Source organism: Nonomuraea angiospora (assembly GCF_014873145.1).
Taxonomy (GTDB): Bacteria; Actinomycetota; Actinomycetes; order Streptosporangiales; family Streptosporangiaceae; genus Nonomuraea; species Nonomuraea angiospora.
On record NZ_JADBEK010000001.1, the window covers coordinates 8,609,012 to 8,622,876 of the forward strand.

Genomic DNA, 13,865 nt, shown 5'->3' on the forward strand with positions numbered 1-13,865 from the left:
AAACAGCCTCAACGACTATTTGTCACATCGGCGGGCGCCTCTGTCAACGATCAGACGGCGGCGGTGTCCTGCCGGTCGGGGACGAAGCGGTAGCCGACGTTGCGGACCGTTCCGATGAGGGATTCGTACTCGGTGCCGAGCTTGGCGCGCAGGCGCCGCACGTGGACGTCGACCGTCCTGGTGCCGCCGAAGTAGTCGTAACCCCAGACCTCCTGCAGCAACTGGGCGCGGGTGAAGACCCGGCCCGGGTGCTGGGCGAGGTATTTCAGCAGCTCGAACTCCTTGAAGGTGAGGTCGAGCACCCGGCCGCGCAGCCGCGCGGTGTAGGTGGCCTCGTCGATCGACAGGTCGCCGCTGCGGATCTCGTCGGGCACCTCCTCCGTGGCGGCCTGCGAGATGCGGCCCGTGGCCATGCGCAGGCGCGCCTCCACCTCCGCCGGGCCCGCGCTGTCGAGCAGCACGTCGTCCACGCCCCACTCGGCCGTCATCGCGGCCAGCCCGCCCTCGGTGACGATCACCAACAGCGGGCAGTCGATGCCGGTCGTGCGGATCAGCCGGCACAGGCTCTTGGCCTGCACGAGCTCCTTCCGCGCGTCGACGAGGACCGCGTCGGCCGGAGGCGTGTCGATCAGCGCGGACGCCTCCGCGGGCGAGACCCGGACCGAGTGGAGCAGCAGGCCCAGCGCCGGGAGCACCTCGGCGGACGGCTCGAGGGCGTTGGTCAGCAGGAGCAGGTTGCTCATTACGGCCTCCTCAAACACGCAAGGACCCGGGGGCTTCATCGCCCAGGTCCCGTAGGTGAGGATATCCCACGAGTAAGTCGCGTCCATGGCGCGTCCAGCAGGTGAACAGCGCGTCTCCCGAAACAACCTTGTTAAGGGCGTCGCACAATAGACCAGAAAGCGATTGTGAGGGGCCCATGGCCACGGGAAAGGTACGTTATTGGGCTGCGGCGAAGGAAGCGGCCGGAGTGGCCGAGGAGCCGTTCGACGCGGTCACTCTTGGTGAACTCATGACGAAAATCACACAAAATCATGCCGATCTGGCACGCGTGGTGAGGCGTTGCTCGTTCCTCGTGGACGGCGCCCCGGTCGGCAAACGCCCTCATGACCAGGTCGTTCTCGCCGACGGGGCGACCGTGGAGGTGCTGCCGCCGTTCGCCGGCGGGTGACGGGGCCTTCCTTGGGGGAATGAGTGAGGCCAGTCGATAGGCTCTTGACCCCCGCCACAGACAGGGAGCCCCATGCGGAAGCTGATCATTTTCCTGATCGTGCTGGTCATTCTCCTTGTCGCCGTCGACCGGGTCGCCGTGGCGGGCGTGGAGCGCGATCTGTCCAACCGGATCGCGGCCGCGACCGACCTCTCCGACAAGCCGACCGTGACAATTGAGGGCATCCCTTTTCTCACGCAGGCCATCTCGGGGCACTATCCGGAGGTACGGTTCGATCTCGGCACGTTCACCTACGGTGGCGTGCCGATCAAGAACCTCCGGGGCGCCGCCTATGACGTGACGGCCCCCCTGGCGGACGTCCTGCAGAACAGAGCCAACGTCCAGGCCGGACGCGTGACCGTCAGCGGCACCCTGACCAGGGCGACGATCGACAAGTACGCCCCCCGCGGCGTCAAGATCGGCGGCAACGGCGACCGGCTCACGGCGTCGGGCGAGGTGACGGTCGGGGTGCAGAAGGTGAAGTTCAACGCCGAGATGCGGGTGGAGCTGGCCGACGGCGGCATCAAGATCCAGGCCGAGAAGATCGAGGGCGTGCCCGACCAGCTCGCCTCGCTCGTCTCCTACACGATCCCGTTCAAGGGCAAGCTGCCCTTCGACGTGAAGGTGACCGGGGTCAAGAGCGTGCCCGAAGGATTGGAGTTCTCGGCCGAAGCGTCTGACGTGCCGATCCGTGGATGAGGCTGAACCGGTCCGGCCCGACGTACGTCAAGAGGGTGTGAGCGCAGCCGGCACCGCGGATGAGGAACTCGTGAGGACCCTCTTCGACGAGCATGCCGGGCCACTCTACGGCTACGTCCTGCGGCTGACCGGTGATTCCGGGCGGGCGGAGGATGTCGTGCAGGAGACCCTGTTGCGGGCCTGGCGACATCCCGACGCCCTCTCGGGCCGGCCGGTGCGGGCGTGGCTGTTCACGGTGGCCCGCAACCTCGTCGTCGACCAGCATCGGGCCAAGAAGGCCAGACCGCAGGAGACCGGGGACGAGGCGCTGGCCGTCATGCCGGCCGACGACGACCTGGAGCGCGCCGTCGAGTCGTGGGCGGTGGCCGAGGCGCTGGCCGCGCTCAGGCAGGAGCACCGTGAGGTGCTGCTGGAGGTCTACTATCGGGGGCGATCGGTGAAGGAGGCGTCGGCGACGCTGGGCATACCGCCGGGCACGGTCAAATCGCGCACCTACTACGCGTTGCGGGCGCTCAAACTGGCCCTCGAGGAGCGGGGGTTGGCGCCATGATGACGTGCGAGGAGGTAAGGCTCGCCCTGGGCGCGCACGCGCTGGGCGCGCTCGACCCCGACGAGGCGCTGGAGATCGACAACCACCTGGCGACCTGCGAGGAGTGCGGCCGCGAGCTGCTCGACCTCGAAGGCGTGGCCTCCTTTCTTGGCAAGGTGTCCGAACGAGACGTGGAGCTGGTGGCGAGCCCGCCGCGGCAGGTGCTCGACCGGCTGCTGAACGCCAGCGCCAAACGCAACAGGCGCGGCCGGCTGCTGCTGGTGGCGGCCGCCTCCGTCGCGCTGCTGGGGCTGGGCGGCACGATCGTGTCGGTCGTGAACAGCGGCACTCAGCAGCAGGCGGCGACCGGGGTGGCGGCTCCCATGTCCACCCAGGAGCCGGAGACGATGCGGGACTCGGCCTCGGACGCCGAACAGCCGTCGCTGAACCGCCTGGCCGAGCCGTCGGCGCAGGCCAAACGGCCGAGCAAGGCGCCGTCCGCGTCGCCGTTCAAGATGGCCGAGAACCTGAAGTTCTCCGGCGTGAACAGGGACGAGAAATACTCCGCCACCGTGTCGGCCTACCCCGGCGACAGCGGCACGGACCTGTACGTGAGCGTGCGGGGCGTGCCCGTCGACACGACCTGCCGCCTGCTCGTCGTGGCCGCCGGAGGGCGGCACGAGCTGACGGAGAGCTGGACGGTCAGCCGCGCGGCGTACCTGGACAAGGCCGAGTTCAAGCGGTCGACGACGCTGCCCATGTCCGAGATCACCGCGTTCTACGTGGTCGACCGGAAGGAGAAGGTGCTGATCAGGATCCCGGTGCGGAAGTAAACGCGGCTGCGCGTGGTTGCATCGGGAGATGACTGGTTGGTGGGTGGCGCTGGCGACTCTGGCGCTCGGCTCTGTGATCGGGGTGGTTCGCCTGCGCCGCGACGGACGGGTGCGTGACACGGGTGGCGACCGGTTGTCCGAGGCCGACCTCGGCGCCGGCCTGGGGGAGCGGGCGACGCTGGTGCAGTTCTCCACCGCGTTCTGCCAGCCGTGCCGGGCGACCAGGAGGATTCTCTCCGACGTCAGCGGGATCGTGCCGGGGGTGACCCACGTCGAGATCGACGCCGAGTCCCGGCTGGACCTCGTACGGCGGCTGGACATCATGCGCACGCCGACGGTCCTCGTGCTCGACACCAGCGGAAGGATCGTGAAAAGGGCCGCCGGCCTGCCCCGCAAGGCGGACGTCCTGGCGGCCCTCGCCGCCGCCGTGCCGCCGCCGCCGTCTCACGAATCGTCTCACCAACCGGACGAGATGTGACAGATGACGAGACGCCGAGTAGTGTCGTCGCTATGAACCCATCGACAGAGCTGCTGACGAAGCGGCGCGCGGTTGATTTCTGCCGCGTGACCACCGCGCTCTGTCGCGCTGCCTGAGGACGATCCCGCGGACATCCGGTCCGCCCCGTCGACCCTTCAGGAGCATCCCGCGATGCGTGCCGATCCTAGAGCGCTGCGCTTCGGCGCGGCCATCACCACCCTGGTCCTCGCCCTCGTCCTGGTGACGGGGAGTGCCTGGCTGCTCGCCGTCCAGGCGATGGTCTTCGCACTCGGAGTCGTGTCGCGCTCGCCGTACACGATGCTCTTCAAGGCGCTCGTCAAGAGCGCCCCGAAGGAGACCGAGGACGCCCGCCCGCCCAAGTTCGCGCAGGCGGTGGGGTTGGTCTTCGCGATCGCGGGCCTGGTCGGATATCTCACCGGGATCACGCCGCTGGCCCTCGTGGCCACGGCCGCGGCTCTCCTCGCCGCTTTCCTCAACGCAGCCTTCGGATTCTGCCTTGGCTGCGAAACGTACCTGCTCATCCGCCGTCTACTGCCCGCCGCCAACATGGAGGTTTCCAAATGAGCCGCTCCGCCGCCCTGGTGGACGCCGACTGGGTCGAGGCCAACCTCGACACGCCCGGAGTCGTCCTCGTCGAGGTCGACGAAGACGTCAGCGCCTACGACAAGGGCCACATCCGTGGCGCCGTGAAGGTCGACTGGCGGCAGGACCTGCAGGACCCGGTGCGCCGCGACTTCGTGGACAAGACCGGTTTCGAGGCCCTGCTGTCCGACCGCGGCATCTCCAACGATGACACCGTCGTGCTCTACGGCGGCAACAACAACTGGTTCGCCGCCTACGCGTACTGGTACTTCAAGCTCTACGGCCACTCCAACGTCAAGCTGCTCGACGGCGGGCGCAAGAAGTGGGAGCTCGACTCCCGCGAGCTGGTCAAGGACGTGCCGGAGCGGGCCAAGACGCAGTACGTGGCGCAGGAGCAGGACACCAAGATCCGCGCCTTCCGCGACGACGTGGTCGGCGCCATCAGCAAGCTCAACCTGGTAGACGTGCGCTCGCCCGACGAGTTCACCGGCAAGCTGCTCGCTCCCGCGCACCTCCCGCAGGAGCAGGCGCAGCGCGCCGGCCACGTGCCCACCGCCCGCAACATCCCGTGGTCCAAGGCCGCCAACGACGACGGCACGTTCAAGTCCGACGACGACCTGCGCACGCTCTACAGCGAGGCCGGGGTCGACTTCGGCAAGGACACCATCGCCTACTGCCGCATCGGCGAGCGTTCGGCGCACACCTGGTTCGTGCTGCACGAGCTGCTCGAGCAGGACAACGTGAAGAACTACGACGGTTCGTGGACCGAATACGGCTCGCTCGTGGGCGTGCCGATCGAGCTGGGGGAGGCCCGCTGATGACTACTGCACAGGGTTGCGGAGCGCCGGAGCAGACGATCACTCTGCCCGCCGGGATCGACCTGTCCACCCAGGCCGTGATCCAGGGCGTGGTGACCGGCGCCGGCACGGCGTACGCGCGGCTGCTCGACCACTCCGGCGAGTTCACCGGCGAAGTCGTGGTGTCCGACGAGGGCGTCTTCCGCTTCTTCGCCGCTCCCGGCGACTGGACCGTCCGCATCATCGCGGGCGGCGGCGTCACCCGGGACATCAAGGTCGAGGCGAAGCTGGGCGAGGTCTCCTCGCTCGCGGTCGCCGTCTGAGTCCGCCCAGGTAGAAGACCCGCGTCCGGTCCGGACGCGGGTCTTTTCGGTGCAACGGATCCGGGCACGGCGGTGTTATGACCCCTGTGAGAGAAACCGACTGTCCCGACCCGGTGCGCAAGGCGCTGCTCGACGACCTCGACGAGGGGTTCGCCGAGCTGTACGGCGCCTACCGCGGCCTGGTCTTCTCGACAGCGCTGCGGCTGAGCGGGCGCTGGGCCGACGCCGAGGATCTCACCGCGGAGACGTTCCTGCGCGCGTACCGGGCGCTGGCCGGATACGAGCGCGACCGCATCGCCACGCTCCAGACGCGGGCCTGGCTGATGACGATCCTGATGAACATCTGGCGCAACTGCGCCAGGACCAGGTCCCGCAAGCCGCCACCGGAGCTGCGGGACCAGCCGATCGAGGAAGTCGACCCCGGCCAGGACGTCGAGGAGGCCGCGGTGCGCCGCGAGACCGGCGACGAGCTGGCCGGGCTCCTGGGCCTGCTGCCCGAGGAGCAGCGGGTCGCGGTCGTGCTCAGGCACGTCGTCGACCTGCCGGTCAGCGAGATCGCCACCGTGCTCAGGATCCCCCAGGGCACGGTCAAGTCGCACGTGTCGCGGGGACTGCGGCGGCTGCGCGCACTGGGAGGTGTCCGATGACCCACGATCCACTGCTGGCCGGGCTGGCGGCGCTGGCCGCCGACGCGCCCGATGGACTGCTCGACCGGATCGCGGCCCGCTGGGTGGGCGTCCCGAGCCCGATCGGGGAGCTGCGGGTCGCGTTCACCGACCAGGGCGTGGCCTACGTGCGTCCGGGAGACGGGTTCGCCGAGGCGTTCAGGGAGCGCTTCGCCCGCCCGCTGCTGCCCGCCGAACGCCCGCCCGCCGGGCTGCTGACCGCGCTGCGCACGGGGCGCCTGGGCCGGCTGCGGCTGGACCTGCGCGGGATGAGCGACTTCCAGCGCGACGTGCTGGAGACGGTCCGTACGATCCCGCGCGGCGAGGTCAGGCCGTACTCGTGGATCGCGGAGCGGATCGGCCGGCCCAGGGCGGTGCGGGCGGTGGGGACGGCGCTCGGCCGCAACCCCGTGCCGCTGCTGATCCCGTGCCACCGCGTCACCCGGTCGGACGGCGTCGCGGGCGACTACGTGTTCGGCTCGGCGGCCAAGGAGCGGCTGCTGCTGGCCGAGGGCGCCGACCTGGAGCGGGTGCGGGAGCTGGCGGGGGACCGGGTGTTCTACCTGGCCAGCGACACCACCGGGGTGGTGTGCTTCCCGACCTGCCACAACGCCCGGCGCATCACGCCGCGGCACCGGCACGGCTTCCGCACCATCGCCCAGGCCAGGGCCGCCGGCTACCGGCCGTGCCGCACGTGCCGGCCCGCCAGTGCCTAGGGCTTGATCGGGTAGCGCATGAGGAGCGTGGCGCGTACGACGTCGGGGCCGTGCGCGCGGTAGCCGTGCGGCACGTCGGAGAGCCACGAGATGTGGTCGCCCGGCCCCGCCGTGAGCGGTTCGCGCATGGGGCCCGCGCTGAGCGTGCCCGTGAAGACCGTGACGTGCTCGCTCACGCCCTCGTGGTGGGCGGGCGAGGTCTGGGTGAGGCCCGGCGGGACGGTCACCCGGTAGAGCTCGTACGTGACCCGGTCGTCCTCGAACACCTCCAGCAGCTCCGCCTCCATCGCCCTGCCCCGCATGATCTGCGGCTCGGACGGCGCGTCGAGTATCGCCCCGATCGGCACCCCGAGCTGCGCGGTGATCGCCCAGAGCGTCTCCGCCGTCGCGTCGACCTTGCCGGTCTCGACGTCCGACAGGGTCTCCCTGTCGATGCCCGCGTGCTTGGCGAGCTCCGACAGCGACACGCCGCGCTCGTGCCGCAGCCGCCGGAGGCGATCTCCCACGACGTGGGGATCGGCGTCGAGTGCGGGCCGCGGCTCCATAGAGCAATCGCACGCGCACCGCTCCGGAACCGCCATTTCCCCGCCGATAATTCTTTTGTCACTGCCCGGGGACCACACCCGCACTGGCAGGGCGGAGCGTCGCGCTTTCCGGGGTTGCTGCTGCGACACATGGGACAGACCGATACGATTCTGCAGATGTCCGGTTCGACAGGTGTGGCGGCACCTCCCCGACCTGGGCCTACGCCGACTCAGGGGATGCCGTCGCCGTACTCGCTGCCCTTGCACGCCCTACGGCTGGCGGGCAAGTGCGCCCTGCCGCTGATCCTCTGGTACGCCGCCGGTCAGCTGACCCGCTTCGTCCTGCTCTACGCCGCCACCGAGGTCGCCTACGGCGACTACCGGCAGATCCGCCTGGTCCTCGTGATGACGCTGCTCACGTTGATCATTCTGTCGGCGATGACGGTCACCGCCGGCATGCTCTACTCGCTGCGCAACGCGCTGTGGGAGATGCGCGCCAAGACCGAGGAGGGGATGCAGGACGAGCGCTTCTTCCGGGTGCTCGACCGGGTGGCCCCGGCCTTCGCCGTGCTCTACCTGGCGTGGGGGTTCCAGACGGAGGACGCCAGGGACGTCTACCAGATGGATATCAACCACCACATCTACGACCTGACGGGAGCGGCCTTCTTCGGGGAGCGGTCCCAGGTCGGCCACGGGCTCACGGACCTCGACTGGCGGGTGTCGCTGGGGGCGATGGCCGTCATGTTCGGGCTGAAGATGCTGTTCGCCAAGCTCCTGGAGAAGACCGAAGGCAACGGCAAGTTCTACGGCTTCTGCGCGGCCTTCTCGGAGTTCGCCTTCGTCTTCTACGGCCTGAACGCCACCCTCTACATCGGCACCGCGCGCACCGACTGGGTCGAGCACCGCAACGTGGTGGCCGGCACGGAGGAGCTCTGGGCCGAGGCGCAGAAGAACGTGCCGCTGTGGGAGAGCGTCACCGGCTTCCTCGGCGACGCCTGGCCGTACTTCCTCGACGCCGTGGCCGTCCCGCTGGCCTGGCTCACCGTGGCGATGCTCGTCTTCGGCTCCTACTCCGACGAGACCCGCGCCCTGGTCAGGGGCACCCGCCTGGAGCGGGGCGTGGACCGGCTGGAGGGCACCCACGACCTCACGCAGAAGTCGTTCGACCAGCTCACCGGCGGGTTCAGGGACCGCTGGCTGCCGCTGGCCAACTCCCTGCGGATGGTGGTCAAGGCCGGCCTGCCGCTGTTCGGCATGATGTGCCTGTGCTACGTGGGCCTGCTGGTCGGCGGGGAGTACGCCGAGCGGGGGCTGCGGTGGCTCATCGGCACCGAGCGGGAATGGGTGTGGTCGTTCCAGGGGCCGCCGCTGAGCTTCCTGCGCGAGATGATCGTGGCCGTGCTCACGATGGCGCTGCTGGCGGCCACGTACGACCTCGCGGCCACCAGGGCACGGCTCAGGGGCGAGCCGTTCGACGACGTCTGAGCCTGAGCGGTCGCGGGCCGCGACCGCTCAGCGCCGCCTGAACCGCAGGACGTCGACGTTGCCCTCCAGATTGCTCGCGGTGTCCCGCTTGAAGAGGTCCGCCGTGGGCGTGTCCGAACGGTAGTTGCTCGGTCTGAAGGACAGCTCGACCTCGTCCGCCACCGCGGTCGGCACCACCGCCGCGGCCAGGATCTTGTACTCCTTGCCGACCTCCAGCCGGTCCGTCGGCTGGTCGGTGTCCGGGACGACGTTCACGACCCAGCTGCGGCCGGCGCGGTCCTCCAGCTTGGCCTCCTCGAACAGGGCGGTCTTGGTGGCGCTGCCCTCGTCGAGGACCTTCTTGGTGATGTCCACCCTCAGCGCGGCCACCTCGGGGCCGTACGGGAGGTTGTCGGGCATCTTGATGCGGGTGACCGTGGCCCGCCACTCGATGTTCTTCACCGTGGCCGCCTGGCCGGCGGGGACGACGGTCTCCTTGGTCTCCTTCGTGGTGGTCTTCTCGTAGAAGAGGTAACCGTCGTACGACTGGGCGCCCATGGTGACCAGCGACACGACGACGGCGGCCACGGCGACCAGCACCGTGCGCTTCTTGCGTCCTGCCGGGGCGGCGGCCCGCCCCGGCCCCGGCGGGGCCTCCTGCGGGGCCTCCGGCTCCGGGCCGGGCACAGGGTGGGCCGCGGGTTCCGGCTCGGGACTCTGCCGGCGCGGGAGGGGCGTGCCGGGGCCCTGCGGCGGCGACACGGGGATGGCGGCCGGGACGGCCGGCAGGGGCTGCGTGGTGCCGCCTACGGGCTCGCGGGGGGCCGGGGGCCACACCTGCTGGTCGCCGTGGGCGGCGTGCCGGGCGCGGGGCTGCTGCGGGACAGGGCGAGGAGGCAGCCCCGGCCGCTGCGCCGGGCCCTGCGCGTGTGCGGGGCCCTGCGAGTGCGTCGGTCCCTGACCGTGCGCCGGTCCACGCGCGTGTGCCGGGCCTTGCTCTTGCGCCGGGCCTCGGGCGTGTGCCGGGCCTTGCTCTTGTGCTGGGCCACGCGCGTGTGCCGGGCCTTGCTCCTGCGCCCGGCCTCGCTCCTGCGCCGGGCCTCCTGCGTGTGCCGGGCCCTGCCCGCGGGCTGGGCTCTGGGGGTATGCGGGGCCCTGGGGCGCGCTGGGCCACTCCAGTGCCTCCTGCGGCGGGCTGGGGCGGCCCATCGGCTCCCGGGGCGCGTCCGGCCAGCCCATCGCCTCCTGCGGCCCGCTCGGCCGCCCCTCCGGCGCGTCGTAGCCCGGAGGCGGCGTTCCACGGCCGCCACGGCCGGGCAGGTCGCCCGCGGACGGCACTCGGGGGACCGGCGCCGTCTCCTCGCCGAGCAGGTCCTGATCGAGGCGCGGGTCGCGCTCGGCAGGCAGGCCGTGCCCGGAGTGCCGCCCCTGCCCGGGCGGCGGGGCGCCGCGGCCGGAGTGGGCGCCGAGCCCCGGCGGCGGCTCCTGGCTGGGCGGCGGCGGGGGCGGATCGTCCTCGCGCCGCGGGTCGTTCCTGGGTGCGAACCAGTCGCGCTCGTTCGTGCTCATCGTGCGATCACTTCTGGTCGGTCGAGTAGACGTCCTGAGGCGAGGCCGCGAGCTTGCGCGCGCCCTCGTCGTCCAGGCCGAGATCCACCTCGACCTCCGGCTTGTACGGCTCCACGATGACCTCCTTGCCCAGCCCGAACACGACATGCGCCCCCGCCAGCGCGGACGACGGCACCTCGAAGAAGAAGCGCCCGCTCTTCCAGATGTCCGGCTGCACCCAAGACATGGCCATCGTGAGGTCGCTGCGCACCCGGTCGGTGGCGTCGAACCTCTTCCCGTCGGCGGTCAGCAGCTCCGGCTGGCGCAGGTGATAGGGCTTGAGGCTGGACTTGGCCGTGACGTTGACGACGAGGAAGAGGTTGTCGGTCCCGATCGTCTGGCTGCCGCTCTGGATCGACTTCGCGGCAGTGAACGAGTCGAGCCGCAGGGAGAACCGGCGGGCGTCCACCACCTCGCCCTTGGCGCCCGTGTACGTGATCGGGTCGGTGATCTCGCCCTCGGCCATGTGCAGGGTCTGCAGCCAGACGGCGCCGCCCAGCAGCACCAGCCCGACAGCGCCGTTGAGCAGCCGGGTGCCGATCCCCGGTCCCCGGTCCGCCCTCCTGCCGCGGCGACCGCCCACGGCAGTTGATCTTTGCTGCGTGGCGGTCACGTTGCGTCACCCTTCTTGACCGCAAGAGTCACCCGCGCCTTGATCTCGGGATAGAACTTCATGGTGTCGAGGTCCTCGTTGGCGACCATCTGCCAGCGCGGGACGTTGGTGTTCCACTCGGGCTCGTACTCGAACGACGCCACGTCCATCGTGATCTTCTCCGGCGGCTGCTCATCGTCCTTGAGCCGGTAACGGAGGATGACCTGGCTGGTCACCCCCGGGTGCAGCTGGCGGGTCTCGCCCCCCTTGGCCTGGGCGAAGGTGAACGGCCCCGCGTCCTGGGGGAAGGCGGGAGTGATCTTGACCAGGGAGCCGGCGAAGGAATCGCTCGTGAAGGCCTGTTCCAGCTTCGCCGGGGGCAGTCCGACCTGGTAGGTCTGGTCGCCCTTGTTGGTGACCTCGAAGACCAGCTCCACGAACCGCTTGTCCTCGTCGAACTGCGACTCGGCCCGCTCCACCGTCACGCGCGACTCGACGAACTTGGTGGCGTACAGGCCCTGATCGAGCACCGAGCCCGGGCCCAGCGCCTCGGGCTCCTCGGGGGCCTCGCTCAGCCCGCCCAGGAGAGCGGTGATGCCGACGGCGGTGAATGCCACCAGGGCGATGGCGGGCACCACTACCGGGCGTCTGGGCTTGTCACTGCTTGCGCCGGAGGGTTCCGTCATGGGTAAGGATGGTAGTAGGTCTCGCTTGTCCCATCTGCCGCAATACTCCCATCGGACTGGGAGAATTGCCGAGAAACCCTGCCGCTACGGGCCTCGAAGCTCATACGCTGTCACGGAGCGGAAAGGGTTGGCCCTTACTCCTAACGACATATCGGCGGCCGGAGGGTCACGTGACGGACGTGCATCCCGAGCATGCCCAGCTCCAGGCGGACCGCATCTACCTGGGCTGGCAGTACATCCTGCTGCACTCCGACCCTGGCCCGCCGCCCAAGCGCCCCTCCCCGCTCGAGGAGCCCGCCGACTCGCCCGGCCCCGTCGACCCCAACCTGCTGCGCCGCGAGCGGCTCCAGGAGGACATGCTCAACAAGCCCGTGCGGCTCGTGCGGACGCTCATGCTGATGCTGGCCGTGCTCATCCTGGCTGCGGGCATCGGGGGCTACCTCGCGTGGCCGTTCGCGATCGCCGGGATCACCGCCGCCGGAGGCGTGGCGGGCATCTGCAGTTACGCGCTGTTGCAGGGCGACCGGGCGGTGAAGTACCGCGTGCTGGAGCAGCAGGCCAGGGACGAGCGCCGGCGCGAGGAACGTGACAAGGAGCTGTTCCGCGCTCAGGAGGAGCATGCCAAGCGCTACCGGGAGTGGCAGGACTCCAAGGAACGCCACGACCGGCAGCTCTCGTGGTACGCGGTCGCCGTACCGGACGAGATCGACCGCATCGACGTGGCGGGCGGCACGCTCCCCGGCTGGTCGGCGCTCATCACGCTGCTCGGCGCCACGCGCCTCTACAGCGGCGGCCACCTTACCGTGCTCGACCTGTCCGAGGGCGCGATCGCCAAGGACCTGATCGAGCTGGCCAGAAAGGGTGGCGACGACCCGCTGGTCTGGGTGCTGCCGGTCGATCTGCCCAAGCTCGACCTGGGCGCCACGCTCAAGCCGGAGGCGTTCGCGGACGTGCTGGCGCACGTGGTGAGCGTGAGCGAGGAGCACCGCACCACGCGCGACCTCAGCTTCGACAACGCGATCCTGGAGCGGGTGCTCGAAGTGCTCGGCGAGAACGCCACGATCAGCCAGGTCACGGCCGCGCTGCGGGCGCTCGCGCAGGTGGGCGACCCGCGCGACGACCTGAGGTTCGGGCTGATCACGGCCACCCAGCTGGAGCGCATCGGCACGTTGTTCGGCCGCGGGGTGAGCGAGCGGGTGGTGATCGAGCGGGCCTGGGCGCTGGAGTCGCAGCTGCGCAAGCTGGAGACGCTCGGCACGGAGGCCGTACGGCTGCCGCCCGCGCGGCTGCGGGTGGTGAGCATGGACCGGCAGGCGGGCGCCTTCGGCAACCGGGTGCTCGGCACGTACGTGGCCACCGCGCTCACCCACATCCTGCGCCAGTCCCCGGCCTCGGACCGGCCCTGGTACCACACGATCATCGTGGCGGGCGCGGACAAGCTCAGGGGCGACGTGCTCGACCGGCTGATGGACGCCTGCGAGACCTCCCGTACCGGACTGGTCCTGACTTATCGGTCTTTGACCCCCACGGTGCGGGAGCGGCTCGGCAGGGGGCACGCGGCGGTGGCGTTCATGCGGCTGGGCAACGCCGAGGACGCGCGCGTCGCCAGCGAGCACGTCGGCACCGAGCACCGGCTGGAGCTGGCCCAGCTCACCGAGACGATCAGCGACTCGCTGCCTGGGCTCGACGGCGGCTACACCTCCACGATCTCCCAGGTGGACGAGGACGACATGGGGGACCGCGACGAGAACCTCGCGGATCTGGCCGGCGACATCACCGAGTCCACCGAGTGGGGCAGGACCGCCGACAAGATCTCCGAGAAGGAGCGGGTGCTGCAGCGCTCGCGCGAGTTCCTCGTCGAGCCGCACCAGCTCCAGCAGCTCCCCACGACCTCCGTGATCGTCACCGACGCCACGGCCCAGGGCAGGCGCGTACGCCTCGCCGACGCCAACCCCGCCATCCTGACCTTCCCCAAGACCACGCTCGGCGAACTGGAGGACGTACGCGAGGCCGTGCTCTCGCTCGACCCCAAGGCACAGGGCACCGACGGGGAGCCCCCACCGAACCTCGGACCACCACCGCCACGCCTGGACTGGCGCAAGGGCAGGCAATGACATGGTCAATGTCAACGTGACGAG

17 protein-coding genes are annotated in these 13,865 nt (G+C 70.2%); 12 read left to right on the plus strand and 5 right to left on the minus strand.

Features of this window, described 5'->3' with window-relative positions:
• Positions 1-50: 50 nt before the first annotated feature.
• The gene (locus H4W80_RS39625) at positions 51-743 is read right to left on the minus strand and encodes a response regulator transcription factor (protein ID WP_185070386.1); all 693 of its coding nucleotides are present in this window, start codon (positions 741-743) and stop codon (positions 51-53) included.
• Positions 744-919: 176 nt separating this feature from the next.
• Here H4W80_RS39625 and H4W80_RS39630 point away from each other — a divergent pair, with 176 nt between their 5' ends.
• The 10 genes from H4W80_RS39630 to H4W80_RS39675 all read left to right on the plus strand — a co-directional run bounded on the left by H4W80_RS39630 (position 920) and on the right by H4W80_RS39675 (position 6,853).
• On the plus strand, positions 920-1,171 hold the full coding sequence (locus H4W80_RS39630; RefSeq protein ID WP_192789750.1) for a MoaD/ThiS family protein: 252 nt from the start codon (positions 920-922) through the stop codon (positions 1,169-1,171).
• 72 nt (positions 1,172-1,243) lie between these two features.
• Positions 1,244-1,909: an LmeA family phospholipid-binding protein gene (locus H4W80_RS39635; protein ID WP_192789751.1), complete on the plus strand. Its 666-nt coding sequence runs from the start codon at positions 1,244-1,246 to the stop codon at positions 1,907-1,909.
• 37 nt (positions 1,910-1,946) lie between these two features.
• A complete protein-coding gene (locus tag H4W80_RS39640) occupies positions 1,947-2,459 on the plus strand; it encodes a sigma-70 family RNA polymerase sigma factor (protein WP_192789752.1) in 513 nt (170 codons plus the stop codon).
• Positions 2,456-3,271 (plus strand): anti-sigma factor family protein, encoded by an 816-nt coding sequence (locus H4W80_RS39645; RefSeq protein ID WP_192789753.1) that lies wholly within the window; start codon positions 2,456-2,458, stop codon positions 3,269-3,271. The genes H4W80_RS39640 and H4W80_RS39645 overlap by 4 nt, the downstream gene beginning before the upstream one ends.
• Before the next feature lie 28 nt (positions 3,272-3,299).
• A complete protein-coding gene (locus H4W80_RS39650) occupies positions 3,300-3,749 on the plus strand; it encodes a thioredoxin family protein (RefSeq protein ID WP_192789754.1) in 450 nt (149 codons plus the stop codon).
• A 171-nt stretch (positions 3,750-3,920) separates the two neighbouring features.
• A complete protein-coding gene (locus H4W80_RS39655; protein WP_192789755.1) occupies positions 3,921-4,334 on the plus strand; it encodes a DUF4395 domain-containing protein in 414 nt (137 codons plus the stop codon).
• Positions 4,331-5,170 (plus strand): sulfurtransferase, encoded by an 840-nt coding sequence (locus tag H4W80_RS39660; RefSeq protein WP_192789756.1) that lies wholly within the window; start codon positions 4,331-4,333, stop codon positions 5,168-5,170. The genes H4W80_RS39655 and H4W80_RS39660 overlap by 4 nt, the downstream gene beginning before the upstream one ends.
• Positions 5,170-5,472: a DUF1416 domain-containing protein gene (locus tag H4W80_RS39665; protein WP_192789757.1), complete on the plus strand. Its 303-nt coding sequence runs from the start codon at positions 5,170-5,172 to the stop codon at positions 5,470-5,472. Before H4W80_RS39660 ends, H4W80_RS39665 begins: the two co-directional genes overlap by 1 nt.
• A 77-nt stretch (positions 5,473-5,549) precedes the next feature.
• Positions 5,550-6,119 (plus strand): RNA polymerase sigma factor, encoded by a 570-nt coding sequence (locus H4W80_RS39670; protein ID WP_192789758.1) that lies wholly within the window; start codon positions 5,550-5,552, stop codon positions 6,117-6,119.
• The gene (locus tag H4W80_RS39675) at positions 6,116-6,853 is read left to right on the plus strand and encodes a methylated-DNA--[protein]-cysteine S-methyltransferase (protein WP_192789759.1); all 738 of its coding nucleotides are present in this window, start codon (positions 6,116-6,118) and stop codon (positions 6,851-6,853) included. The genes H4W80_RS39670 and H4W80_RS39675 overlap by 4 nt, the downstream gene beginning before the upstream one ends.
• On the opposite strand, the gene H4W80_RS39680 is transcribed toward H4W80_RS39675, so the two are convergent.
• On the minus strand, positions 6,850-7,359 hold the full coding sequence (locus tag H4W80_RS39680; RefSeq protein ID WP_318787273.1) for a helix-turn-helix domain-containing protein: 510 nt from the start codon (positions 7,357-7,359) through the stop codon (positions 6,850-6,852). The genes H4W80_RS39675 and H4W80_RS39680 overlap by 4 nt on opposite strands.
• Positions 7,360-7,614: 255 nt before the next feature.
• Between H4W80_RS39680 and H4W80_RS39685 the strand changes: the two genes are divergently transcribed.
• Positions 7,615-8,862: a hypothetical protein gene (locus H4W80_RS39685; protein ID WP_192789761.1), complete on the plus strand. Its 1,248-nt coding sequence runs from the start codon at positions 7,615-7,617 to the stop codon at positions 8,860-8,862.
• Positions 8,863-8,889: 27 nt separating this feature from the next.
• Here the strand turns inward: H4W80_RS39685 and H4W80_RS39690 are convergent, their stop codons facing one another.
• Genes H4W80_RS39690 through H4W80_RS39700 form a run of 3 tightly spaced genes read right to left on the minus strand, consistent with a single transcriptional unit; the run spans position 8,890 to position 11,727 of the window.
• Entirely contained in the window at positions 8,890-10,410 is a 1,521-nt protein-coding gene (locus H4W80_RS39690; protein ID WP_192789762.1) for a hypothetical protein, read from the minus strand.
• Positions 10,411-10,417: 7 nt separating this feature from the next.
• The gene (locus tag H4W80_RS39695) at positions 10,418-11,032 is read right to left on the minus strand and encodes a hypothetical protein (RefSeq protein ID WP_192789763.1); all 615 of its coding nucleotides are present in this window, start codon (positions 11,030-11,032) and stop codon (positions 10,418-10,420) included.
• Between the two features lie 26 nt (positions 11,033-11,058).
• The gene (locus tag H4W80_RS39700; protein WP_192789764.1) at positions 11,059-11,727 is read right to left on the minus strand and encodes a hypothetical protein; all 669 of its coding nucleotides are present in this window, start codon (positions 11,725-11,727) and stop codon (positions 11,059-11,061) included.
• Between the two features lie 170 nt (positions 11,728-11,897).
• Between H4W80_RS39700 and H4W80_RS39705 the strand changes: the two genes are divergently transcribed.
• Positions 11,898-13,841, plus strand: coding sequence for a hypothetical protein (locus tag H4W80_RS39705; RefSeq protein WP_192789765.1), 1,944 nt, complete (start codon positions 11,898-11,900; stop codon positions 13,839-13,841).
• Positions 13,842-13,865: the final 24 nt, after the last annotated feature.